This window comes from Quatrionicoccus australiensis (genome assembly GCF_020510425.1).
Taxonomy (GTDB): Bacteria; Pseudomonadota; Gammaproteobacteria; order Burkholderiales; family Rhodocyclaceae; genus Azonexus; species Azonexus australiensis_A.
Genome location: NZ_JAHBAH010000001.1, coordinates 3281289 through 3306633, shown reverse-complemented (window position 1 = coordinate 3306633; position 25345 = coordinate 3281289). Strand labels below are relative to the sequence as shown.

Genomic DNA, 25345 nt, shown 5'->3' with positions numbered 1-25345 from the left:
ACTGGAATTAGCATGTCGATCACCGACTGGCCCCTCGCCGAACGTCCGCGCGAACGTTTGTTGCGGCATGGCCCGCAAGCGCTCTCCGATGCCGAACTGCTCGCCATCTATTTAAGAGTCGGCGTGCGCGGCAAAAGCGCGGTCGATCTGGCGCGCGATTTATTGAAGCGTTTCGACGGCCATTTGAGCCGCCTGGCCGAAGCCTCGCTGAAGGAACTGGCCAGCGTCTCGGGCATCGGCCAGGCCAAGGCGGCGCAGCTCAAAGCCAGTTTCGAACTGAGCCGGCGCGCCCTTTCCCAGGAACTGGCGCAGCGCGACACCTTGTCCGCCCCCGGCGCGGTCCGCGACTGGTTGCGCCTCAAGCTGGCCGACCAACCGCACGAAATATTCATGGCACTGTGGCTCGATGCGCAGAATCGTCTACTAATAGCAGAGGAATTGTTCACCGGTTCGCTGACCCAGACTTCGGTCTATCCCCGCGAAGTGGTCAAGATTGCCCTCGCCCATAATGCCGCCGCCGTCATCCTCGCCCACAACCATCCATCGGGCGTCGCCGAGCCGTCGCGCGCCGACGAAATGCTCACCCGCTCCCTCAAGGAGGCGCTTGCCATGGTCGATGTCAGGCTGCTCGACCACTTCATTGTGGCCGGCAATCAGCAGCCACTCTCCTTCGCCGAGCGCGGCCTTTTATAGAAAAAGCAAAAAGTACTTGAAATTACCGTGGCTTATTCGTAAAATCGCGGGCTTTCTTCTAGCGAATTCTGGAGCACCAATCATGGCGCGAGTCTGCCAAGTAACGGGTAAAGCCCCGATGGTTGGGAACAAAGTTTCCCACGCCAACAATAGAACGAAGCGTCGCTTCCTGCCGAATCTGCAGTATCGCCGCTTCTGGGTCGAGAGCGAAAACCGCTTCGTCCGCCTGCGCGTTTCCAACGCCGGTCTGCGTCTGATCGACAAGAATGGTATCGATACCGTTCTGGCCGACCTGCGTGCCCGCGGCGAAGTCTGATTAAGGAAGGATAAGTAAAATGGCTAAAGGCGGACGCGAAAAAATCAAGCTGGAATCTACAGCTGGTACCGGACACTTCTACACCACCTCCAAGAACAAGCGCACGACGCCTGGCAAACTGGAGTTCAACAAGTATGACCCGAAGGCCCGTAAGCACGTTGCTTACAAGGAAGTGAAGCTGAAGTAATTCGGCATCCTCCAGCTTTCGACAAACCCGCCTTTCGGCGGGTTTTGTTTTTTCAGGCCCGGCGCCGGAAGAGCAAGGCAGCGTAAGCCGCGATACCGGCAAACATCAGCACTGACCAGTTGGCCATCGACAGGCCGAGGAACACCCATTCCTTGCTGGAACAGAAACCGGTCGCCAGGAAAAGCGGCGAATACTGCATGCCGAGCCAATCGACAAAGCGTTCGATCAGGTTCGGATCGACATAGCTGCATTCGCTGGCCAGTTCGGGAAAAGCCTGCATCCAGGTCTGGTAGCCGGCAACGCCGACACCCAGAAGGGCAATCACGGCAATCAGGGCCGTCCATAGCGGACGAGCAGCCGGCAAAGCGAAGCCGAACAAGGCGAGCGTACCAATCACCAGATAAAGCAGGCGCTGAAAGATGCACAGCGGGCACGGCGCCAGATGCAGCAGATTCTGTAATTCCATACCGACCGCGACGAGGCCGAAACAACCCAGCGACAAGGCGGCAAACCAGGCCCGGACGGGCACTTTGGACCAAGGCATAACAAGGCTTCCAGTAAAGTTGATGCGAGCCCGGATTCTAACCCGGCAAAAAAGCCCTTGGCAGTGCGGTTGACCGCATGGAGGTGGACCACCGGCCGCCCCGCCGTTAAGATTGGCGAATGAATACACGCATCCTCCTAGTCGAAGACGACGAACGGCTGGCCGAACTGACCGCCGAATACCTGACCAAGAACGATCTCCAGGTCTCCATCGAACCGCGCGGCGACACCGCCGAAACCCGCATCCTGGCCGAACAGCCGGACTTGGTGATTCTCGACGTCATGCTGCCCGGCAAGGACGGCTTCGAAGTCTGCCGCGCCGTGCGCCAGCAGTACCGCGGCGTGATCCTGATGCTCACCGCGCGCGACGAGGACTTCGACCAGATTCTCGGCCTCGAGATGGGCGCCGACGACTACATCGCCAAGCCGGTGCAGCCACGTGTCCTGCTGGCCCGCATCAAGGCCTTGCTCCGGCGCCGGCCAGCCACCAGCGAAAGCAGCAGCGACGAATCCGAAACCATGGTCTTCGGCCAGTTCCGGATCAGTCAATCCACCCGCACCGCTTCGCTGGGCGGCACCACCATCGACCTGACCACCGCCGAATTCGACCTGCTCTGGCTGCTTGCCTCGCATGCCGGCAACGTGCTGTCGCGCGACGACCTGCTGCAGGAACTACGCGGCATCGGCTTTGACGGCCTCGACCGCTCGATCGATGCCCGCATCTCGCGCCTGCGCAAGAAGCTCAATGACGATCCGGAAAATCCGACCCGGATCAAGACCGTACGCGGCAAGGGCTACCTGTTCAGCAAACATGACTGGAACTGAGACCCCGGGCAACGGCAAGGACAGCAGCGAAAACAGCCAGGGGCTTGCCCGCTCGCTATTCCGGGTCTCGCTGCCACGCTGGCGGGGCGGCCGTTACAGCCTGTCCAAGCTGTTCTTCAACTTCTACCTGCTGGCGATGGGCTCCTTTGTCGCCATCGCGTTCACGGCCGATTTCATCATTTCCACCGCGCAACGCGGCATCACCGACGATTACGCCCGCCGCTTCATGCGCGGCACGATCACGCTGATCGAGGACGAACTCTTTCGCCATCCGCGCGCGACCTGGCAGCGCAACATCAAAGAACTCGACGAAAAGTTCTCGTACAAGCTCGACATCGTTGAGCGCATGTCGCTCGACCGCCGCCTGACCCCATCCCAGGTCAGCAAGCTCGACGCCGGTGACATCGCCATCGACCACGACGGCGACATCATGTATCACCGCCTCGGCAACAGCAGCCAGGTGCTCGTGGTCGGCCCGCTGGCTGCCAACCGCAACCCCGAACTGGCGGAACGCCTGCCGCTCGAATTGCGCCTGCGCCTGCTGACCTGGAGCCTGATCGGCGTCATTTTCGGCATCGCGCTATGGTTCTGGGTGCGCCCGATCTGGCGCGACCTCGAGTCACTGCGCCAGACCGCACGCGATCTCGGCGACGGCAATTTCGACGCCCGCTCGCCGCCGGCCATCAGCCAACTCATCGCGCCGCTTTCCGACACCATGAACAGCATGGCCGAGCGCGTCCAGCAACTGCTCGCGACGCACCGCGAACTGTCCTGCGGCATTTCGCACGAATTGCGCACGCCGATCGCGCGCATGCGCTTCGCGCTCGAAATGCTCACCGAGACCGACGAAACGGCCGAGCGCGAACGCCTGTGGGGGATGATGGAGGCCGACCTCGACGAACTCGATCACCTCATCGACACCAGCCTGACCTATGCCCGCTTCGAACGCGAAGCACCGCAGCCGCATTTCTCCAGCGTGCAGTTCGGCGCCTGGCTGACCGACGAAGTCGATAGCGTCCGCCTGCTTGGCCGCCAACTGCAGATTACGGTCGACACCGAAAAACTGCCAGAAAAGCTCAACGTCGACCTCGACCGGAAAGCCATGCCCTACGCGCTGCGCAACCTGCTGCGCAATGCCTTCAAGTACGCCAGCCGGCAAATTGTGGTCAGCGCCGAAGTCGATGGCGAGCGCATCCTGATCCACGTGGACGACGATGGCATCGGCATTCCGCCGGAAGAGCGCGACCACGTCTTCTCCGCCTTCACCCGCCTCGACCGCTCGCGTGACCGCTCGACCGGCGGTTACGGCCTGGGTCTGGCGATTGCCCGACGCGTGCTTGAACTGCATGGCGGCACGGCTACCGCCGAGGCGGCGCCACTCGGCGGCGCCCGCTTCACGCTGGCCTGGAAAGCCCACCAGTAGGCGATCTCCCGCCGCCTGTTACAAAGTGTCATGGAGCATCAAGCCACGTCACATCGTGGCCACGCTTGCGCAACAGACGCCATGGCTTGCCTTCCCTAGAATGCAAGCCATGGATCAGCAGCAAGACCCGCAAGAGGAGAACCCCGAAATGCTCGACACGAACATCAAAGAATTCATCGCCGCCGCCCGCCAGCACTTCTTTGGCCTGGTAAACGCACCTGCACAACAAAACCTGAGCTCCGCCTGCCGGGTGCATTGATGGCCTTGGGCAACGGCCTGCCAGTCAGCGAAACACTCGGCGTGTTTGTCGGTGTTGCCGGCTATGACTGGCTTACCGAAGGCCAGGCGGAACCGCTGAAAGCGATTGCCGCCGCCATCACCGCCGGCGTAATCATTGCCGCAGCCCGCCACTACCTGAAGCACCGCACGAAACACTGAACCGCTTTACCTCCCTCTCGAATCCCCCATTCGAGAAACTCCCTGTTACCCCGCCCACGTGGCGGGGTTTTTTTTGCCTCTCCGGCAGCCAGTCAGCCAGTCAGCCAGCGTTACAAAGGCGCCAAAAAACAGGACAAACAGGCTGCCGGTGGCTTGCTAGAGTGATTTCGTCTGCAATCCACGAAGGAGACAAGCATGCAAAAGACGAAAAGCAAGGTCGGCAAGTTTCTCAAGCTGGACAAGCTCGGCCAGCGCATCGCCCATGCCACGCGGGCGATCAACAAGCAGCGCAAGGAAAGAGCCTTGCGCGCCTTCGAACGCAGCCTGCAGCCGTTGATCTGAAACGGCTGCGGCCAGGCACGGCGGCCACCGGTCTACCGGTCAGGCCGCCGTTTTTTCGTTGACGATACGCACGTCGCGCTGCGGGAAGGGAATCTCGACGCCGTGGGCGCGGAAGGACTTCCAGATCGCCAGGTTGATGTCGGAAACGACATTGCCCTTGCCGCCTTCCGGATCCTGAATCCAGAAGCCGAGTTCGAGATTGATGCTGCTATCGGCAAACTGGGTCAGGAAAACCTTGGGCGGCGGCTCGCTCTGCACGCGCGCCTGTGCGCTGGCTGCATCGACCATCAGACGCATCGCCAGTTCGATATCGCTGTCGTAGGCAACCCCCACCGTTGTCGTCAGGCGCAAGCTGCTGTCGGAATAGGTCTGGTTCTGCACGACACTGCCGATCAGCGTTTCGTTGGGCACGATGAACTCGGTACCGCCCGGATGCTTGAGCACGGTGTAGCGCGTCGTGATCTGGGTGACCTGACCGCCCTCGCTGCCGACCTGGATGATGTTGCCGATGCGGATCGAACGGTCGAGCAGGATGATGAAGCCGGAAACGTAGTTGCTGGCGATTTTCTGCAGGCCGAAACCAAGCCCGACACCGAGCGCTCCGGTAAACACCGAAAGCGCCGTCATGTCGATGCCGACCAGCGACAGGCTGGAGACAATGGCCAGCACGGTCAGCAGCGCCTTGGCGACGCGGATGCCGACGATGCGCAGGCTGGAGTCCAGCGTATCGATGCGCATCAAGCGGGCTTCGATGATGCCGGCCACCCAGAGGGCGAGAACGACGGTCAGGAAGACGGTGATCAGGCCGTGCAGGATCATCCACAGATCGACACGCTGCTTGCCGATCGCGAAATCGACCTGCTCCAGCGCGTCGACCACATAGGGTGCGAGATCGGTGATGTAGAGCGCCAGCCAGCTCCACACCACAGCCGCGATGATGCGCTCCCAGGCCGTCAGCCAGGTGGCGCGCGGGAAGGCCTGGCGCAGCACGAAGATGACGCTGCGCACCAGGGCCATCGAACCGAGCAGCGGCAAGGCAAGCTTGAGCAGATTGACGTGAAAGAAAGGCTTCAATGCCAGGCGCGCCGCGCCGACCAGGATCATGCCGGTGAGCGGAAAAACCAGGCGTGAACCGGCATCACTCAGGCGCCCGGCCCCTTCGGTGTGACGACTGCGCCACCAGTGCGCAATCACGTAGGCAACGACCAGACAGCCGATCAGCGCGAGCACCTGCCAGATGAAATTGGGCTCGTTGATATCCGACCAAAGATCATTGAACAGCTGCAGCGCCGGATTTTTCTGCATCATGCTTTCCGGTCGAGAACGGCGGCGAAGAAGCCGTCGGTGTTGTGCTGGTTGGGCAACAGGCGCAGCAGGTCGCCGGAGAACTCGATACCATGCTTGGCCAGCACGGTCGACGCCGGCGTCAGCGTGAATTCCGGATGCTTGGCCAGGAAGTCCGCGACGATCGCATCGTTCTCAGCGGTCAACAGGCTGCAGGTGGCATAAACCAGACGCCCGCCCGGACGCACCAGGCGCGCTGCCGAATCGAGAATGGCGGCCTGCTTGACGGTCAGTTCAGCGACCGATTCCTCGCTCTGCCGCCATTTCAGGTCGGGATTGCGGCGCAGGGTGCCGAGACCGGAACACGGCGCATCGACCAGCACGCGGTCGGCCTTGCCGGACAGGCGCTTGATCTTCTGGTCGCGCTCATGCTCGATGCGGGCCGGATGCACGTTGGACAGGCCGGAGCGCGCCAGGCGCGGCTTGAGCTTGACGAGGCGCTTGTCGGACACGTCGAAGGCGTAGAGACGGCCGGTGTTCTTCATCAGCGCGCCGAGCAGCAGCGTCTTGCCGCCGGCACCGGCGCAGAAGTCGACGACCATCTCGCCGCGGCGCGGTTCGAGCAGGTAGCCGAGCAACTGACTACCCTCGTCCTGGACTTCGAAAGCGCCTTCGAGGAACAGCGCATGCTTGGCCAGCGCCGGCTTTTCGCGCAGACGGATGGCGGTCGGCGAGAGCGGCCCGGCGGCGGCGCCGATACCTTCTTCGGCAAAGCGCGCGAGCACCGCATCGCGATTGGTCTTCAGCGTATTGACGCGCAGGTCGAGCGGTGCCGGCTGGTTCAGCGCGTGTGCCAGCTTTTCCGTTTCCTCGGCCCCGAACTGGGCTTCGAGCTTGTTGTACAGCCAGTCCGGCAGGTCGCAGCGCACCGCCGGCGAAAATTCGCTGTCCGGCATGGCGCGGGCGGCAGCCAGCCATTCTTCCTCGTTGGCGCGCAGCACCGGCGCCAGTTCGCGCTGGTTCCAGCCGCGCGTCACGGCGAGCGCGACGAGCAATAGGTGACGATCCGACAACTGGCCGGCGCAGCGTGCTTCCAGGCTGCGGCCGCGGCGCAGCACGGCGAAGACCGTCTCGGCAACGAAGGCGCGGTCGGCATGACCCAGTTCGCGATGATCGCGGAAGTAGCGCGAGACAACGGCATCGGCCGGATGTTCGAAGCGCAGCAACTGGCCGATCACAGCTTCGGCATGGGCAAACAGGGCGGGCGTAAAGCGAGCTTTCATCATTTTCCTAATTCGACGGCCGGCATTCGCTGAACCCGGCCGCGCCGGGCAACGAAAGACTCATGGGAGTGCCACCTTGGCCTTCATTGCAATTTCTGTAGCGACCTGCTCGAAGCTGTCGCCCTTTTTATCCGTAAAGCGAATTTTAACCGGCAAGCGCGAGTCATCGAGCGCTATCCAGATTTCCGTCATCGTATTACCGGCCACGGCGCGCAAATGCAGGGTACGGAATTGCCCGACCGGCACCTCGATCAACTCTTCGCCGAGCGAGTCGAGTTCGTAGCGGTCGTACTTGCGGCCGGTGACGACACCGATGCTGCTGCCCTCCTCCGGGCGCGGCAGATAGGCCAGCTGGTAGATCAGCGACAGCAGGTCCTGCGTCCCCGGCACGATGCTGGCAACGCCGCCATCGCGACTGAGGCGAACCTGACCGGTCGACCAGTCGAAATCGGCATTTTCCTCGTCGCCACGTTGCTTGCGGGTGCGATAGCTTTCCGGCTGCAAACCACCGGCGACCAGTCGTCCCTGACTTTCCATATCAACCCGCACCGGCTTGATCAACGCCGCCAGGCCGCTGGTTTCGGTAAAGGCCGTCAGACGGTAATGTCCTTCGCCGTCAAACTCCCAGCGATGCTCGGCGCGTCCGACCTGCATGCCGATCGAGGTCTTGTAGATGGCATAGCGGATCGCGCCACTGGCCGGCAGCAGCGGCTCGGTCGGCAGCGGCGACGTCGACACTTCGGGCGCTTGCTCCTCCGGCGGCGTCTCCACCACCGGCATCAGCTCGGGCGCTGGCGGCAAGCTCACGGCATCCGGTGCGGCACGGGTCAGCGGTACTTTCTTGAGCGGCCGCGGCTTTTTCTCACGCGCCGCTTGCACCGGATCCGGCACGGCGGGCGGCGGCAAGGGCATGCGCAGCTCGGCATGCAGCACCAGCGGCTCGGGCTCACTGCCGGGAAGTTCAAGATCGGCGCCGAACAAGGCCAGGGCGTGCAGCGCCAAGGAACCGGCAAATGCGACGACCAGGACAAAGGGCATTGCGGCTCAGCGAATCTCGGGCGAAATCAGCACGCCGCTGCCAGCCAGGGCGGTCGACAAACGTACACGGCCGTTTTCCAGGCGCAGGCGGTCTTCGGCAAACCAGCGCACGGCCTGCGGATAGATCTTGTGCTCCTGCACCAGGATGCGCGCCGCCAGGGCATCTTCGTCGTCCGCATCGAGGACCGGCACGGCGGCCTGGATGATGACCGGACCGTGATCGAGGGTCGGCGTGACGAAATGCACGGTGCAGCCGTGGATGCGCACGCCCTCTTCCAGCGCCCGCTGATGCGTATGCAGGCCGGGGAAGGACGGCAGCAGCGAAGGATGGATATTCATCAGCCGGCCTTCGTAATGGCGCACGAAACCCTCGCTGAGAATACGCATGAAGCCGGCCAGCACCACCAGATCCGGCGCAAAGCCATCGATGCATTCGGCCAGCGCGGCGTCGAAAGCCTCGCGCCCGGCAAAGGCCTTGTGGTCGAGATAGTGCGTGGCGATACCGGCTTTTTTCGCCGTCTCCAGCCCCTGGGCATCCGGCCGGTTGCTGATCACGGCTGCGATGTTGACCGGCAGATTGCCGGCATCGCGGGCGGCGATCAGGGCTTCCATGTTGCTGCCGCGGCCGGAAATCAGGATGACGATATTCTTCATTTCAAAAAACTCACCGGTAAAAAGATCGTGCCGACCACCGTCTGGGTCAGCCGGGAAAAATTGCGGCCATTGCGGTCGGCAACGACCTTGGCCATGAAATCGAGAATGCCCATCAGACGCCCGAACTCGCGCTCGAAGGAAAGGTTGCGGTTGGCCGCATCAAGCTCGTTCGACAACAGATAAGGCTCACCCGCCGGATTTCTGTCGTGGCCGAGCTTCCAGATCGCCACCTCCATGTTGCGGGCGCAGTTGTAGAGCTTGATCTCGTTCAGGCCGTCGAGGATGTAGAACTCTTCCTTGTGCTCGAAGGCGGCATCGGCCATGCTCAACAGCCCGAACATCAGCGCCGCGACCCGGTCGCCACTGAACGTCTCGCTGAAAGCCAGCGCCGCCGCCGGCCCTTCGCGCGCCCCGGCCAGTTCCGGCCAACTGCGCTGGTTGCGCAGGCTGAGGCGCTCGAGCGCCGCCTCGCGACTGGCCAGCCCCGCCTTTTTCCATTCCTTGGGATTGCGCTTGTAGAGCTTGTCGGCAATCAGCATCAAGCCGCCCATGACCTCGGCACGCCCGGTATCGGCGATCCGGTCGACCTCGGTTTTGATCAGATATTTGGCGTCGACCGTCGTCTCGGTCCGGCCATCCTTGCCCAGGCGCGTCGAACAGGCCGACAGGCTGAGCACCAGCAGGATGACCAGCCAGCGCATCAGGCTTCCCGGGTTTTCAGGTAACCGATACCGATCGGCACCAGGGAAGACACGACAATGCCGATGATGATCAGCGACAGGTTGGCCTTGACCCAGGCGATATTGCCCAGCCAGTAACCGGCAGCACACAGCGTAACAACCCAGCCGATCGCGCCGATCAGGTTGAAAAGGGTAAATCTGGCGTAGGACATCGCACCGATACCGGCCACGAAGGGCGCAAAGGTCCGGAACAGCGGCAGGAAACGCGACAGCACCAATGTCTTGCCGCCATGCTTTTCATAAAAGGCATGCGTCTTGATCAGCGCGTTGCGGTTGAAGAAGCGCGAGTTCTCCCAATGGAACACCTTGGGCCCGAAAAAGCGGCCGATCTGGTAATTGAGCATGTTGCCGAGTATCGCCGCCGCCGACAGCACGCCGATCAGCACGAAGATATCCATGCCGCCCTCGCCCAGCGCCGCCAGCGCCCCGGCCACGAACAGCAGCGAATCGCCGGGCAGGAAAGGCGTCACGACAAAACCGGTTTCGGCAAAGACGATGAAAAACAAAATGCCATAGATCCACAAGCCGTATTGCTGCACCAGCAAGGCGAGATGCTTGTCGAGGTGGAGCACGATATCGATGAACTGCGCGAGAAATTCCATGCGGATACGCCGGATGAGGATGAAGGCTGCGATTTTACCCCAAGGGGGAGCAACTTCCGTTTGCGCTCACGGCCAGCCAAAGCCCCGGCTTATTCTTGACGCAACGCTGAACTTAATTCGGGACGGCATTGCCTAAATCGCAACCCCGCAAAATGCCAATTGGCTTTAACCATGCCCATCGACCCAATCAAGCGAAACCATGTCACGCTGACCGGCAACCTGACCGCAAAACGCGCCATTGTCTTCGTGCATGGCCTGGGCACCGACCAACATGCCTGGCGAGAAGTGGCTGCACCGTTCATGAGCGACTTCAGGATTGTCTTGCTGGACAATGTTGGCGCCGGCAACTCCGATCCGCAGGCGTTTTCCCAGCACCACTATCTGAACCTGAACCAGTATGCAACCGACCTGATTGAAGTCTGTGTTGCATTGAAATTACGCGATGCCATTCTGGTCGGACACTCGGCCGGCGGAATGGTTTGCGCACTGGCCGCCATCAACCGCCCCGAACTCGTATCCAGGGTGGTGATGATCGGCTCGTCTCCCCACTATCTCGATGATGAAACCTATCGCGGTGGTTTCACGTTGAAGGATATCGATGCAATCTATGACCGGGTTGCCGCCAACAGCAAAACCTGGGCGGATGCTTTTGCGCCAGCCATGATGGGAAATCCGGACCGACCGGAACTGACCAATCAGTTTGCCGACTCGCTCAAGTCCATCCCGGCCGATCGCATGCTCACCGTACTCTGTTCCATCCTGCAATCCGATTACCGGAATGAAATCGGCAAGCTGGCGCAACCTACGCTCATTATTCAGACGATGCACGATAACGCGGTCCCTTTGGCAATTGCCGAGTATCTGAACATGAAAATACCGGGTAGCCAGTTGCAGCTTATTGATGCGGATGGTCATTTGCCGCACATCAGCGCCCCGACCAAAGTAATCGAGGCTCTCAGCGCGTTTATCCACGAGTAGGCCGTATTCTCGCCACGGCAGCGGCAAAATGCCGGTGCATGCATGAAAGGCGGCAATATCGGCGCACCAGCTGCTGCGTGACGCCCCCGCCATGGCATGGGTAGAATCCAGCACGCCGGCAAACACCGGCGCCCCAAATTTGACAGCGCCCATGGATACTCCAGCCCCCGACCACGCCACACCGCCGACGCCTTCGCCTCTGGCAAACTCAAGCCAGTTGCTGGTCGTCGTAGCACAGGACTGGACCCGCTCGACAGGCGAATTGCAGCGCTATGCCCGACCAGGCCAGTACGCCGCCTGGCAAGCACTTGGCGCCCGCATCCCGGTCAGCCTTGGACGGAGCGGGATGGCCTGGGGAATTGGCCTGCATGACGCGGTCGACCGTCCGGGACCGCACAAGCGGGAAGGCGATGGCTGCGCACCGGCCGGGATTTTCGCGATCAGCGAACTGTTCGGCTATGCCGGCCCGGAAACCGCTTTCGCCCGCAGCGCCCGGTTACCCTATCGTGCGGCAACCCCTGACCTGAAATGCGTGGACGATCCGGCATCGGCGCATTACAACCGGTTTGTCGACCTGGCTGAAAATTCGGCATGTGACTGGGCCTCGCATGAAGACATGCGACGCGCCGATGAACGCTACGCGATCGGTGCGGTGATCGCCCACAACAGCCCCGAACCGCTCGCCGGGGCCGGCTCCTGCATTTTCCTGCACGTCTGGCAAGCGGCCGGCGTGCCGACCGCCGGCTGCACAGCCGGCGCACTGGCCGAGATCAGCGAAATCTGCGCCTGGCTCGACGGCGCCGCGGCGCCGCTGCTCGTCCAGCTGCCGGCAGCCGAATACGCGCATTTCCGCGCCGCCTGGGCGCTACCCTGAGGCGCTTGCGATGACAGGCGGCGGCCGGACCGCTAGACTGCGTGCTTTCCATTTCCCGGCTGGCCGCATTCCCCCGGAATAAGGCCGCAACGAACTTGCTCAATCGCGTCTGGATTTCCTTCATTCTGGTCGGTTTCGCCGCGGCGCTGCTGCAATTGCTCCAGGGCGACCTGGATGTCTTTTCGCGCGTCCTCGCCGGCCTGTTCGACAGCGCCCGGACCGGCTTCGAAGTCTCGCTCGGCCTGGTCGGCGTCATGAGCCTGTGGCTGGGCATCATGAAAATCGGCGAGCGCGGCGGCCTGATCCAGCTGTTCGGCCGACTCATCGCACCGCTGTTCCGCCGCATCTTCCCCGACATCCCGCCCGGCCACCCGGCCAGCGGCAGCATCGTCATGAATGTCTCGGCCAACATCCTCGGCCTCGACAACGCAGCGACGCCGCTCGGCCTCAAGGCCATGCGCGAACTGCAGGAAATCAATCCGCAGCCGGACACGGCAAGCAACCCGATGATCATGTTCCTGGTGCTCAACACGGCCGGCATCACGCTGATCCCGACCTCGGTGATCGCCATTCGCCAGAGCCTGGCGCTCAAGCAGGGCCTGATCGGCTTCAACGCCGCCGACATCTTCCTGCCCACCCTGCTCGCCACCTTCCTCTCGTTTTGCGCCGGGCTGGTCGCGGTGGCGCTGTGGCAACGCATCAACCTCTTCTGCCGCCCTGTGCTTGCCTTCTTCGCCGGCTTCGCGGCCCTGCTCGGCGGCCTCTACGCCTGGCTGGGCGGCCTGCCGCCCGAGCAAATGGCACAGGCCATCGGCCTGCTCGGCAGCGGCATCATCGTCGCCATCATCGTGCTCTTCGTCGGCGTCGCCGCCTGGCAGGGCATCGATGCCTACGAGAGTTTCGTCGACGGCGCCAAGGAGGGCTTCGGCGTTGCCGTGCAGATCATTCCCTACCTGATCGCGATGCTGGTCGCCATCTCGGTCTTTCGCAGCACCGGCTGCATGGACTACCTGATCGGCGGCATCCGCAGCCTGGTCCTGGCGCTGGGCCTCAATGCCGACTTCGTTCCCGCCCTGCCGGTCGGCCTGATGAAGACGCTCTCCGGCAGCGGCGCCCGCGGCCTGATGGTGGACGTCATGACGACCTACGGCGTCGATTCATTCCCGGGCAAACTCGCCGCCATCATCCAGGGCTCGACCGAAACCACCTTCTACGTACTCGCCGTCTATTTCGGCAGCGTCGGCATCACGAAAACCCGCTACGCACTGGCCTGCGGGCTGATTGCGGATGCGGTCGGGCTGGTCGGGGCCATTCTCATCGGCTACGCCTTTTACCACTGAGTCGACAAGGACCGCTCCCCAAGGCCAGACAAGGAAATATTTTGTCTTGGCAACCAAAGCGGCATGGCATGTGGGTGCCAGATACTGCTACCTGGACAGTCCTATCGATTGCAATAGCTCACGTTGCTGATCAGGGCTGATATTGGCACCTGCCAGCCCGCTGGTGGCTGCCGACTTCCCATCCGACAGGGTCTTGTTCAGCAACTCATCGAGATTCGCACCGGACGGCATGGGAACACCAGCCTTGGCAAGTATGTCGCGTTTGACACTGTCCGGAACCGCTGCCTGAGAACCATACTGCGCCAGCGGTCCGGCCAGGCTGGTGGTGACTTGCACAGCGGCGTCGACACTCGGCTGGGCCAACACCTTGGCGACCAGCGGCAACTGGATCACCTTCGCGGCCGCCCCCTGACGGATATCAACACCGGTCGTCGTGTGCTCCGAGCTATCAGAGACAACTACAACCGCTAACGGAAAGCTTGAACTGTTCTTCTTCTGCGTCGCCGATTTTTTGGCTGATTTCGCCGCTTCGAGAGCTTTTCCTCCGTAGCTCTTGAGTTGGTCCAGCACCGAAGGTTTGCTCTCGCCGGTGGTTGGCGCTTCCGTCACGGCATCAGTGCCGCCCGAACGGCTGGACGTAGTTGCCGCCTCCTTGGCAGAGCCAGTGTCTCCGGCATTACGCTTGGTACCCACTTGCACCATGGCATAGACCTTCAGCCCGGAAGAACTGCTTTCGTTGACCGCATCCGTCTTGACGACGCCACCGGCAGCGTTGATGTTCGCTTTGCCACCGACGTCGGCCTGCGTTCCCTGCATCGTCGTCACGCCACCAGAAGTGATGTTCAGGTTGCCCCCCACGGCGATACCGGATCCGGCCTGATTGGTGGAGTCAGCTTTCGCCAAAGCGACACCGACGTTGGCGCCTGCACGACGAGAGGTCTTGTCCTGGCTGGCTGACACCCCGACAGAGATCGACTGACTGTTCGATGAACTGGTGCTGGTCGCGGCCTGCATATTGACATCGCCCACCGCCGAAATCGATGCGTCTTTACCCGCACTGATGTCCGTGCCTTCAAACCCGATATTTTTGCCGGCGCTAATTGTCAGATTATTCCCCGCCGCAATGCTGCCGATCACCGCATCAGAACTGGTCGCGCGAGCATTGTCATCGGTCACCCCGACGGATGCGCCTTTGCTGCCGCTCTTGCTGGCGCTCACCCCAACAGTCAGACTTTTGCCGGATGACGATGAATCGCTGGTGTCCTTGGCGGCCGTCATGTTGACGCTGCCACCGGCAACGATGCTGGCATCCTTGGCCGCTTGCAGGGTCGCGCCCTCGAAACTGGCATCGCCCGTCGTTTTGATGGTCAGGTTGCCCCCGGTGACAATGGCACTGGTCTGCGCCTGGCTGGCGGTGCTTTGCTCCTGATTGGTGGCATACGTCCCCGCCAGCGAACCACCTGGTTTACCCGACACACCAACCTCGCCCCGAGCGGCAACGGTAACGGTATTGCCGTTGTTGCTGCTGCTCTGGGTATCGGCAGCGGCAGCCACGACAAGATCGTGCGCAGCGATGCTCGTGTCACCTTGGCTGAGCAAATTGGTGCCCTGCAGCGTCGTCGTGCCGCTCGAAGTACTGCTGATGCTGCCACCGGCGATGACATTGCCGACTACGGCCGTGGTCGTGCCACTGCGCGATGTAGTGTCATTACGGGTATAGGTGCCATCGACGCCGACTGACGGTCCGCTGGCCAGGCCAATCAGCCCTCTCGGATCGCCGCTTTTCAGATCCTTGATCGCCTTGACCGGCTCGAAATCGACGCTCACGCCGAGTGTACCGGTATGGCTTACCTCGGTCGCAAGATGACTGCTCGTGTCTGTCGAGGCCACCATATTGATGACCTTGGCATCTTGCTTGAAGTCCCCTGCGGCGGTGATCTGTGTGCCTTGGTCATTGATTGTATCGCTTGCCGTGCGGGTCATGCTGCCGCCGGATTTGAAACTGCTGACCGTTCCTTTATCGCCGGTGTCTGCGGTGGTCGTTTGCGCATTGCTCACCGTAGCCAGGGTGACGCCACCGCCACCGCCTGAATACGCGTTGTCGGCGACGGCCTTGCGGGCCAGTGCTGACGGATCGGTCGGCAAGGAAACACTCAGTCCCGTGGTATTGCTCTCCGAGGTGTAGCTGCTGGTATTGCGTGCCGCCACCATGTTGATGTCGGTGGCCGTGACCTTGATGTCGCCACCCGCATTAACTTGCGTGCCTTCAAAGGTGGCGATGTTTTGCGCCGTGACCTTGGTTGCACCGCCAGAGGAGAAGGTCGACACCCGCGCGGTGCTATTCGACTCTTCGGAATGGGTGGTCGTCGTCGTCATATTGACGCCAACCGACACGCCTTGCGCGCCGTAGGCTTGCGCGCCAAGCTTGGCAACATCGGCAGCCGAAGGCTTGTCGCCCTTGACCATGTCGATGCCCTTGCTGATTGCACTGACGTCAACGCCGACCGAAAGGCCCACCGTCGTTGTCTTGGTATCGATCGTCTGATCAAAAGTATTCTGCCCGGCCAGCACCTGGACATCCTTGCCCTTGACATCCAGATCACCGGCTGCCGCAATGTCCGAGCCGCGCACCGTGAGCGTCTCGCCCGCCGCAAGACGAGTATCGCCACCAGAGGTGATCGAGGAGGCCACACTGGTGCCAGTCGTCGTCTTCACCGTCTCGGTTTTGGTAGTGTTGTTCACACTGACACTGCTGCCACTGGCACCCACACCTGTGCTGGTCGACGAATAGGTGGTGGTGAGTTGATTCACATCCTGACGGTCAATGACGTTCAGGTTATTGGTCGCATCAACTGCCACATTGCCGCCAGCGTTGATCTTGCTGCCCGCTACGGTCACATCGTTGCCGCTTTTGATACTTAGATTGCCGCCTGTATCGAGACTGGAGCCGATCTGCTTGGTGTTGATCTCGTTCCTGGACCAACTGCTGCTACTGAAGGTGCCACTGCTGGAGCCAGCACTGGTCACTGCAGTCTTGTCCTGAATCGTATCGAACACCACGTCGTTACCCGCAGTGATGCTGGCGTCGCCACCGGCTTTGACCGTTGCGCCGATAACCTTGACATCCTTGCTCGCGTCGATATTCAGGTTACCCGTCGCGGCTATGGTCGCAGTAGCGCCAATCACTGTTTGACCGGTGATGTCATTGCCGAAAAACTCCGCGCTGGTCTGGTTAACGATATTGCCGGCGGTTGACTTGAGACTGACATCGCCTCCCTGAATCTTGCCGCTGGTATTGGCAATGTCCCCGCTGGTGGTCACTGCCAGCGTATTGCTGGCCTGGATGGTGCCACCCGTATTGCTCAGATTTTGCGCGTTGACCGATACGTCATGCGCGGCGATGACGCTGCCGCTTAGTACAGCATTCCGCGTGGCGGCAGAGAGATAGACGACCGGCGCAAGCACGCTCTGGCCATTCACCACCGTGCTGACCATCCATACCATGTCCTTGCCGACCCGACTGGCCTGGTCTGCGGTCAAGGCCGTACCGAAGGTCAAGCCCAAACCGGCATTCTGGCTGGCGGCATTGTCCATCAGCCCCTTCATCTGGGTCTCTTCGCTGGCGTAGCCGTTCAATACGAAATTGTTGGTCTGCGCGATCAGCTGATTGCGCACCAGTTGGGTTTCGTAATTGGCATCGCCTAGCCTCTTCTGGATCGCATCCGGATCGAACCCCAGGATCTGCGCCAGATAGTTCGACCCGACGCCGCTGCCTGCACCGTAAATCGGGTTGGTCTCGACCAGGTAATCAGAGTCAGGTTTTTGGGAGACGATATACAGACCATTCGGATTGGTCGGCAAGGTCAAATTCAAGCCCTGAAAAACAACGCTGGCATTATTTGTCAAACTGCCAGTTACCGACTGAGTTGTCGGTGCGTTGGTTGGCACATATTGGGCTGCGGCATGCAAGCTAATGCCGGGACCGGCATAGCTGAAAGTACCGCTGGCATAAATGCCCGCGCTCGATGGGGCCTGGCCCGGCAACGCGATATAACCCGCCTGCATGGCATAGCCAGTCTTCATGAAAGCGATCTGCTCGGGATTATCCGGGTCGTCGGTATTTAAATACCTCTCGGTATGCCAATAAGTACTGGGCTCTCTGGCATTGTGATTATCCAATCCCTGCTTGTAGATATCTTCTGCGTCTGCCAAATCGGCAAGCGGGATGTAATTGATGTAGTCGTCCCCGGAACGGATCCACAGCAGACGATAATAGGTCAGCCGCTTCAAGCCGATGTCGTTGTTCTCAAAATTCGACGATCCAGTCGCGCCGTTAATGCTGACATTATGTCCCGAGATGACGGACATGGTATTGACCGCAGTGGTGCTGTAATTAAGCGTGATGTCCCCCGTCGATAGCAACTGCGCGGGACTGCCCAGTGCAGATGAATAGGACTGATCTGATGTGAAGGTGTATTGGTATAAACGGCTATGGGCACAGTCACTGCCAACGCTGTTGCAGGAAAAATTGCCACTATCGCCAACCAGACTGATCGCGCCGGTGTACACCAGGGGAGCATCGATGATGGCGGGCAGGACATCTCCGGCCTGGTTAACGAAGCTGCCGGTGGTGATCGTCAGATTGCCTGCGCTCTTGATGTAGTTGGCGTTGAAGAAGCTACCAGTGGTGCCCGTATCAAAAGTGATCGCGCCGGTGCTGCCTGCCGCCTGACCGGTCGCTTCGATATTGCCAGTTTCCGTATTGCGAATCTCGTGCCCATCTGCGTTCAGGATCATGTTGCTGTTGGTATAGAACCAGCCACGATTGCTGACATTACCGGTCGACGTGATGCTCAGATCGCCCTTGTCTGACGAAATGCCGCTGGTGCTCGATGCGCTGATGCCGCCTGCCGTGATCGCCAAAGCCTGGTCGGCATGCAACACGCCATCGTTGCTGACCAGCCCGGTAAAATCAAGTTTAACGTCGCCGCCACCAGCCACCGTACTCAGCACGCTGGCGGACGATCCGGCATTGTTGAAGACATTGCCAGCCATGACGACACTGCGACCGACTATTGCGCCTGTATTATCCAGCTCAATAACGCGTCTTCCTGTACTGCCGACCGTCAATACCCCAGCGCTTTGCAACAACCCACTGTTGCTAACATTAAAGAAGCCGTAGTTCGATGTCAGGCTGACATCACCTGCGCCCAGTATTTTCCCCGTATTGGTGATGCTTGACATGGCAACCGGGCTGCCGACCACGATACCCAGCGTACCGTCACTTTGTAGCACACCATCGTTACTCACCCCCGTTGTTGCCCTTAGACTCATGCTGCCTGTGCCTTGAACCACAGCGTTGGACCGATTGGTCAAATCCTGCATCAACGCAATCAGGCGGTCATCAGCGATCAGCGTACCGCTGTTGATTACCGCTTCGCTGCTGCCATCGTTCTGGTCTGCGATATTCAGCGTGGTGCCCGCATGCAATGTGCCGCTGTTGCTGAGCGTGCCATTGATGCGCGCGCTGACGCTGCCGGTATTCGACGAGATCGTGCCGGCGTTATCAAGGCCGGTGGCCGCGGACAACATCAGGTTGCCGGCCGTACTTTCTATGCCTTGCGCAGCACCTGCTACATTGCTGATCCTGCCCGAAGTGGATGCCAGACTTATGTCGCCTACAGCACGAACAGCTGCGGTTGCCAGCGAGAGGTCTTGCGCCGCCGTTAATGCCAGCGTGGTGCCCGCATATAGCGTCGCACCATTATTGCCGATCGCCAGACTATCAACATTTGCTGACAGCGAACCGCCCGCTCCCCAGACACTGCCATCAATGTTGGCCGCGCCTGAGGTCGTGAGCGAGGTGTCGCCAACAGCAAAACGGGTATCGCCCGCCGATGAAAAATCAAGCAGCGTCGCGCCCGTTAGCGCCAGGTCATTGGCCGCGTAGAGTGCCCCACCGGTCAATGCCACCTGACCATTGGCAGCCGACAGCGAAAGGTCACGCCCGGCGGTGATGGTGGCGCCATTCAAAGACAGGTCCTGGTTGCCGCTGCCGGAGGTAGTAGTGAGGCTGATATCGCGTGCCGCGCTCAAGGCCGCCCGCATTTCGAGCTTTCCGGCGCTGGAGATGGAGAAATCATCGCCGCTCACCGCCGCCTCACCCAGCATGCGGACGCCGACCCCGCCTTCGGTAGCGATGATGCGGATTCGCCCCGCATACATGCCCCCCAACACGGAGGAATCGAACGCGTAGGATGGCGCCGGACCGTTGCCGGCAACGGAGCCGGTCACCTTGCGATCGGTATAGTTCCAGACGTTGTTGCCGGTGGTCACCCCAAGACTGCCGGTGGCGGAAACATTGATCTTGCCGAACACGCTGACCGAACGGGCGACGATATCAAAGACCTGTTGCGCACTGGCCACCGCCCCCAGCCCCTCGATCAGCACATCGCCACGATTGACTGAAAATCCGGTCAAGCTGCCGTCAGCGGCGATATTCGAGGTACCTGTGGCGAGAGTGGCGCGATCGGTGTTGATGAATCCACAACCATTACAGGTGATGCCATTCGGATTGACCACGATGACATCGGCCTTGCCGCCCAGCACCTCGGTGAAACCGGCAAGCACGCTGCGACTGGTCGACACCACCTCGTTCAGGATAACCTTGGCTTCACTGGCCAGATTGGGGTTGAACGCCACCTGGCCAGCCAATTCCGATTGGCGCATGAGCTGGCTGCTGTTGCCGTTGTTGAGCACCAGGCCATTTTTTTCAACGTTGTAATTCGTGTAGGTGTTGTGCGAGAGTCCAGCCGCGTTGGCTTTCTCGATATTGACCACGGGGACGCCATTGGCAGAAATATAGGCAGTTGCTCCGCCATTGACGGGCACTACCGTCGTCGCCGGCTCGATGGCCATTGCCATGGAACCCGCAAAACCGGATGCAATTAAAGCCACCTGCAGCACCTTTCGTGCGGCACGAGTTCCCCCCTTGCCACAACTGCGTCCCGTTTCGGGAACAGCCACCCAAGTTCCGGTGCACTCACTCCAGATAATGCGATAGATATGATTCATCTTTTTTCCTAAAGTGCGTATGCAACCCTGAACCAGGTCTGGCTGGATTCTTTGTGCATGGAGTCGGGAGCGGTCAACGGCCAGGCATTGAACAAATCGAAGCTGGCGCCGCGCCAATTGAGCGATATACCGACAACCGCACCACTGAGCCGACCTTGCGGAATATTCGGTGCGATATTTTTTACCTGACCGTTGTCATAGCCCGCATAGATACGGCTGCTCACGGTCTCACTTCCAATACTCACCGGCTGGCGTACCGACATTTCGTTACGCCAGTAGTAGCCATCGTCACCGGTCAGCACATTGTTGACAAAGCCGCGCACGGTATACAAACCGCCAATCTGGATTTGCTCCGATGCGTACAGCACGTCGTTCGACTTTTGTCCGGATAGCTGGCTGGTAAAACTTAAATCCCGGTGGAAAAGACTAAAAGGCAGCGAGTAATTGAACCCGTATTTCAATTTGCTGAATTGGGCGCGCGGTGTCGAATCCGGCAGATTATCGAGATCTTTCATTGCTCCCATCGACTCCAGCCCCTGGGCATAGCCCAAATCGAATGAAAGTACGCCGCCGGCAAACCGTGTATTGAAGTTGCCATCGATATCCAGAACGGTCAGCTTCCGACTGCTGACACTCAAATATTGATCATCGAGATAATTTCTGGACGACTTGGTCGTCAGGGTCGCTGCCAGCAAGGCGCGGGTAGCTTGAGTGCGGTACACAACCCGGTCCAGACGCAGGTTGCTGCTATTGGTATTGCCCTTCGATACCAGGCTTAGTCCGCTGGGAAGAAGAATGGTGCTGGCATATTCGGAACGGCTACTGCCCAGCGACAAGGTGGTATAGCCGAATGGAATACTGAAATTGAAGCTATCGCTTCCCGAATATTTTCGACTCCGATCGCCCGGCGTCGACTCACGATGGGTTATGGAAAGAAAATCGTCGAAACCGAGCAGGTTATCCGCACTGCCCGTTATCCCCGTTTGGGTTTTCCCCGTCGATTCCTGCCCCTGGTTGTCTACCGAGGCATAAAGGTGAAACCTCGAGGCCGGTTGATTGCGTACGACTACCGCACTCTCGCCCGGCTTTTCACCGGGCCGGATATCGAGCCTGGCGTTATTTGAGGCGAGCCGGTTGATCTGCTCGATACCCTGTTCCAAATCACGCAAGTTGAGTACGGCACCGACAACGCCCGGAAAAACATTCCCGACCGATATGCTGTTGCTATCGCCATCCTCGATACTGATTTTCTCGACCTTGCCTTCAACGACAAGAATTTCGAGAACGCCGTTGCTCAGGTCCTGCGCCGGCAAATAAGCGCGAACGGCAATGAAACCCTGATCAATATAGTATTTTGTTATCTCGGTCAGAATGCTTTCAATGTTGCCAGTATTGAGACAGCGGCCGGCAAACTCATCGGCAATTTTTTTTCTCAAACGCACCGGGAGATGCGGCGCATCGCGGATCGTTATCGTCGTTATTTCGTGGCATGGCACACCGATGCGCGGCACTTCTATTTTTGGCAGCAAGGACCGGGTATCCATGCCATTCACGCTATCGCTCTGGCGCCGCGCCTCTTCCCGATCACGCTGAATACGATCCTGCTCTTGACGCTGGATGATCTCGGCTTGCCGTTCGGCAGCTCTGATGTCGGCCGCGGTTTGTGCCGATGCCGCATGCGGCAGAAACGTCGAAAAAAGCAAAAGCGCACAAAAACAAATGCGAGCAGTCTTTGTCATTGGATATTTCCAGGTAAATCCATTTGGCCATCACCCCAACGATCAAACAGACACATCAAACCGAATATCCGGCAGGTCAACGCTATAAAGACCATCCGCCGTCTTGTTGTCACCCAGGAAAGCGCCATGCTGTCGGACGCCTTTTGCCGCATAACCGATTGCATGGGCGCCCACGAAACCAGAGAACAAGTTAATGTTCGCCGCCACGATAATTGGCAGCGAAATCCTTGTCTGTCCCCTGTTGTAGGGACAAGCAGGCAATCGCGGCATGCGGCAAGTGTGGGACACTAGGCGATCCGCCTCGCATCCCGCCAAAGGACAGGACAGTTCCGAGACCATGCCGACAACGATCAACAGCTCTCTCATTCGGGTGGCCTTCGTCGAGGACGACGTCGAATTTCAACTCGTCTTGCGCAACACCATCGAGAATGCCCCCGACATGCAGCTGGTATCGGCGGCAAGCACCCGCAGCGCCGGCCTGATGGCACTCAACGGGACGCCAGTCGACGTATTGCTGGTCGACCTGGGATTGCCCGACGGTTCCGGTATCGATGTCATTCGGGCGGCGCATGCCAAGTGGCCCGACTGCGCCATCATGGTCAGCACCGCCTTTGGCGATGAAATGCATGTCATGCAGTCTCTGGAGGCCGGCGCCGCCGGCTACCTGCTTAAAGACAGCGCCGCGAAAAGCATGGTCAGCGAAATCCGCAGCTTGCATCAGGGCGGCAGTCCGATCAGTCCGCTCATCGCCCGCCAGATACTGATGCGCTTTCGCGAACATGAAAACAAACCGCTCGTTGCTCCCCTGCTTCCCCAGGAAAGATCGCGCGCGGCACTGTCGGGCCGGGAACAGGAGGTGCTCGAATTCATCACCAAGGGCTTCACCTCCGAAGAAATTGCCGGCCTGATGTCGATCTCGCGCCACACCGTCTTGACCTTCATCCGGCGCATTTACAGGAAGCTGGAAGTCAACTCCAAAACCGAAGCGATTTTCGAGGCTCGCAACCAGGGGCTGCTGAGTGATTGAGGCGTTACGACTGGCCTTCAGCTGGGGGGTGATGTGTCTGGCACTGTGGCATCCGGTGGTGCGGGCTGAAGCCCCCTTGCACTTCACAACCGCCCAAATACTGCTCGTTCAGGGCCACGGTTATACGCTTCCGCCCTATGAAGCCAATGTCTCGAAACTACCGGGAACCTGGCAAACCGTCTCCCTGCCCCACGCAGTCACTCGACACCTGATGCCAGACGCAGATAGCGGCGATACACTTGGCCCGCCTACCGTTGTCACTTGGTACCGTTTTCAGATGCCTTTCTTGGCGCCCGCCGTCAATCCGCGATATCTCTACATTCCGCGCTGGAAGACTGACGGTCAGATTACGGTGTATAGCGACAAGCGCTTACTCTATCAATCACATGCCAGCACCCTCTGGAATGGCTGGAATATTCCCCTGTGGGTCCCCTTGGACAATACGGCCGACTCCCTATCGCCGAGTATGGTTTTAGTGAGGGTAGAGAGCCCCAGATACGCGGGTGGCGGCATTTCATCGCTGTGGCTGGGGGACAATGACAGCCTGAGCTGGCGTTACCGACTGAGATACTTCACTCAGGTTCAACTGCCCTCCGCGAGCAGTGCCGCATTTTTGGCAGTTGGCCTGTTTTCCTTGTTCGTGTGGTTCAAACTACGTGCAGAAACAGAGTATTTGCTATTTTTCTGCATCTCGGTCGCATCGTTTTTACGTACGATGCATTTCTATGTCGGAGAAGACACGCTGGCAATATCCGACGAATGGTTCACCTGGATCACGGTTAACTCTCTCTACTGGATGGTGCTGATCACTCACTTTTTTCTGAGTTATCTGCATCATCGGCCCGTCCTCTGGCTGAACCGCACCGTTTGCGGCATCACGGCAGCTATCTGCATTTTGACTTTGCCGCTTTTTGCGGAATTTTTCGACGCCTACATGCTTTCCCCATTGACCTATATCGCATTGCTGTTCATGGGATCGCTGGTCGCAGGCATCGGGTTTTATCAGTCTCGCCGAGCCCGTTCGCGTGACGGCATTCTGCTCAGCACCTGGGCACTGGCTGGCATGCTGTTAGGCGGCTACGACTGGCTGATGCAAAACAATTACATCGACATTGAAAGCATCTACCTCGGCCCCTTCAGCAACATCGTTGCGTTTCTGCTTTTCATGCACATCATCTTTCGCCGCTACATCGCGGCGAATACAGAGGTCAAACAGGTCAATGCCAGCCTGCAATTGCGTTTGCAAGAGCGCGAGGACGAACTATTGGAAAGCCATCGGCGACTGCGCGACATCGCTCACCGCCAAACACTCATCGATGAGCGTCAGCGGCTGATGCAGGATATGCACGACGGAATGGGTTCGTCATTGCGCACTGCACTTCTGGCGGTGGAAAAAGGCCGGATCGACGCCCCCATGGTGGCCGAAGTGCTGAAGGACTGCATCGATGACCTGAAACTGGCCATCGACTCCATGGAACCCGTCCAGGCCGACTTGCTGCTCTTGCTGGCAACCCTGCGCTTTCGTTTGGGGCCACGTCTGGAAAGCGCTGGCATCGTCTTGCGCTGGGAAATTGAGAATGTTCCCGCGCTGGACTGGATTGACCCGCGAAATGCACTGCACATCCTGCGCATTTTGCAGGAGGCGTTTACCAACATCATCAAGCATACGCAGGCCACTGAAATACGCGTCATCACCGGCATAGAGAATGACTGCATCTTGGTCAAGATCATCGACAATGGCTCGGGATTTTCAGTCGAGCAAGGGATAGACAGCACTGGCAAGGGGCTGGGAAATCAGATTCGAAGGGCTGAATCCATCGGCGCCAAGATTCGCTGGACTTCGAGTGATGCAGGAACCAGTCTGGTTTTATATCTACCGATCAAACGAGATACCCAAGAATGTTTCCGGGCGCAGGAGTAGCGTATTGCTACTCCACATGTCAGC

The 25345-nt window shown here is 59.7% G+C and carries 22 protein-coding genes; 13 read left to right on the top strand and 9 right to left on the bottom strand.

Annotated elements, in window-relative coordinates:
- The first annotated feature begins 12 nt into the window (after nt 1–12).
- The 3 genes from radC (at nt 13) to rpmG (ending at nt 1196) form a co-directional block, all read left to right on the top strand.
- Nucleotides 13–693, top strand: coding sequence for a RadC family protein (radC, locus tag KIG99_RS15880; protein WP_226461027.1), 681 nt, complete (start codon nt 13–15; stop codon nt 691–693).
- 82 nt (nt 694–775) lie between these two features.
- A complete protein-coding gene (gene rpmB / locus KIG99_RS15875) occupies nt 776–1009 on the top strand; it encodes a 50S ribosomal protein L28 (RefSeq protein ID WP_226442900.1) in 234 nt (77 codons plus the stop codon).
- A 19-nt stretch (nt 1010–1028) separates the two neighbouring features.
- The gene (rpmG, locus tag KIG99_RS15870; RefSeq protein WP_226416658.1) at nt 1029–1196 is read left to right on the top strand and encodes a 50S ribosomal protein L33; all 168 of its coding nucleotides are present in this window, start codon (nt 1029–1031) and stop codon (nt 1194–1196) included.
- Nucleotides 1197–1248: 52 nt separating this feature from the next.
- Here rpmG and KIG99_RS15865 read toward each other — a convergent pair whose 3' ends face one another.
- Nucleotides 1249–1740, bottom strand: coding sequence for a disulfide bond formation protein B (locus tag KIG99_RS15865; protein WP_226461026.1), 492 nt, complete (start codon nt 1738–1740; stop codon nt 1249–1251).
- Between the two features lie 119 nt (nt 1741–1859).
- On the opposite strand from KIG99_RS15865, the gene KIG99_RS15860 reads away from it, so the two are divergent.
- From KIG99_RS15860 to KIG99_RS15840, 5 genes are all read left to right on the top strand, one after another.
- Nucleotides 1860–2564: a winged helix-turn-helix domain-containing protein gene (locus KIG99_RS15860; RefSeq protein WP_226461025.1), complete on the top strand. Its 705-nt coding sequence runs from the start codon at nt 1860–1862 to the stop codon at nt 2562–2564.
- On the top strand, nt 2551–3987 hold the full coding sequence (locus KIG99_RS15855) for an ATP-binding protein (RefSeq protein ID WP_226461024.1): 1437 nt from the start codon (nt 2551–2553) through the stop codon (nt 3985–3987). Before KIG99_RS15860 ends, KIG99_RS15855 begins: the two co-directional genes overlap by 14 nt.
- 109 nt (nt 3988–4096) lie before the next feature.
- Complete coding sequence (locus tag KIG99_RS15850) at nt 4097–4246, top strand: hypothetical protein (RefSeq protein WP_226461023.1); 150 nt, start codon at nt 4097–4099, stop codon at nt 4244–4246.
- Nucleotides 4246–4425, top strand: a complete 180-nt coding sequence (locus tag KIG99_RS15845; protein ID WP_226461022.1) for a hypothetical protein — start codon at nt 4246–4248, stop codon at nt 4423–4425. The genes KIG99_RS15850 and KIG99_RS15845 overlap by 1 nt, the downstream gene beginning before the upstream one ends.
- A 195-nt stretch (nt 4426–4620) precedes the next feature.
- The gene (locus KIG99_RS15840; protein ID WP_226461021.1) at nt 4621–4767 is read left to right on the top strand and encodes a hypothetical protein; all 147 of its coding nucleotides are present in this window, start codon (nt 4621–4623) and stop codon (nt 4765–4767) included.
- Nucleotides 4768–4806: 39 nt separating this feature from the next.
- Here KIG99_RS15840 and KIG99_RS15835 read toward each other — a convergent pair whose 3' ends face one another.
- Genes KIG99_RS15835 through KIG99_RS15810 form a run of 6 tightly spaced genes read right to left on the bottom strand, consistent with a single transcriptional unit; the run spans nt 4807 to nt 10368 of the window.
- Nucleotides 4807–6075: a mechanosensitive ion channel family protein gene (locus KIG99_RS15835; protein WP_226461020.1), complete on the bottom strand. Its 1269-nt coding sequence runs from the start codon at nt 6073–6075 to the stop codon at nt 4807–4809.
- Nucleotides 6072–7334, bottom strand: coding sequence for an RsmB/NOP family class I SAM-dependent RNA methyltransferase (locus KIG99_RS15830; RefSeq protein WP_226461847.1), 1263 nt, complete (start codon nt 7332–7334; stop codon nt 6072–6074). Before KIG99_RS15830 ends, KIG99_RS15835 begins: the two co-directional genes overlap by 4 nt.
- A gap of 60 nt (nt 7335–7394) precedes the next feature.
- Complete coding sequence (locus KIG99_RS15825; RefSeq protein ID WP_226461019.1) at nt 7395–8372, bottom strand: DUF3108 domain-containing protein; 978 nt, start codon at nt 8370–8372, stop codon at nt 7395–7397.
- Nucleotides 8373–8378: 6 nt separating this feature from the next.
- Nucleotides 8379–9026 (bottom strand): phosphoribosylglycinamide formyltransferase, encoded by a 648-nt coding sequence (gene purN / locus KIG99_RS15820; RefSeq protein ID WP_226461018.1) that lies wholly within the window; start codon nt 9024–9026, stop codon nt 8379–8381.
- Nucleotides 9023–9727, bottom strand: coding sequence for a hypothetical protein (locus KIG99_RS15815; RefSeq protein ID WP_226461017.1), 705 nt, complete (start codon nt 9725–9727; stop codon nt 9023–9025). The genes purN and KIG99_RS15815 overlap by 4 nt, the downstream gene beginning before the upstream one ends.
- Entirely contained in the window at nt 9727–10368 is a 642-nt protein-coding gene (locus tag KIG99_RS15810) for a DedA family protein (RefSeq protein WP_226461016.1), read from the bottom strand. The genes KIG99_RS15815 and KIG99_RS15810 overlap by 1 nt, the downstream gene beginning before the upstream one ends.
- 171 nt (nt 10369–10539) lie before the next feature.
- On the opposite strand from KIG99_RS15810, the gene KIG99_RS15805 reads away from it, so the two are divergent.
- The 3 genes from KIG99_RS15805 (at nt 10540) to KIG99_RS15795 (ending at nt 13560) form a co-directional block, all read left to right on the top strand.
- Complete coding sequence (locus tag KIG99_RS15805; protein WP_226461015.1) at nt 10540–11346, top strand: alpha/beta fold hydrolase; 807 nt, start codon at nt 10540–10542, stop codon at nt 11344–11346.
- A 151-nt stretch (nt 11347–11497) separates the two neighbouring features.
- Nucleotides 11498–12220: a L,D-transpeptidase family protein gene (locus KIG99_RS15800; protein ID WP_226461014.1), complete on the top strand. Its 723-nt coding sequence runs from the start codon at nt 11498–11500 to the stop codon at nt 12218–12220.
- A 95-nt stretch (nt 12221–12315) separates the two neighbouring features.
- Nucleotides 12316–13560: a nucleoside recognition domain-containing protein gene (locus KIG99_RS15795; RefSeq protein ID WP_226461013.1), complete on the top strand. Its 1245-nt coding sequence runs from the start codon at nt 12316–12318 to the stop codon at nt 13558–13560.
- Nucleotides 13561–13647: 87 nt separating this feature from the next.
- On the opposite strand, the gene KIG99_RS15790 is transcribed toward KIG99_RS15795, so the two are convergent.
- Nucleotides 13648–20634: a hemagglutinin repeat-containing protein gene (locus KIG99_RS15790; protein ID WP_226461012.1), complete on the bottom strand. Its 6987-nt coding sequence runs from the start codon at nt 20632–20634 to the stop codon at nt 13648–13650.
- Nucleotides 20635–20642: 8 nt separating this feature from the next.
- Nucleotides 20643–22373, bottom strand: coding sequence for a ShlB/FhaC/HecB family hemolysin secretion/activation protein (locus tag KIG99_RS15785; protein WP_226461011.1), 1731 nt, complete (start codon nt 22371–22373; stop codon nt 20643–20645).
- Nucleotides 22374–22710: 337 nt separating this feature from the next.
- Here KIG99_RS15785 and KIG99_RS15780 point away from each other — a divergent pair, with 337 nt between their 5' ends.
- Entirely contained in the window at nt 22711–23400 is a 690-nt protein-coding gene (locus KIG99_RS15780; RefSeq protein WP_226461010.1) for a response regulator, read from the top strand.
- A complete protein-coding gene (locus tag KIG99_RS15775) occupies nt 23393–25321 on the top strand; it encodes a sensor histidine kinase (RefSeq protein ID WP_226461009.1) in 1929 nt (642 codons plus the stop codon). The genes KIG99_RS15780 and KIG99_RS15775 overlap by 8 nt, the downstream gene beginning before the upstream one ends.
- The last annotated feature ends 24 nt before the right edge of the window (nt 25322–25345 follow it).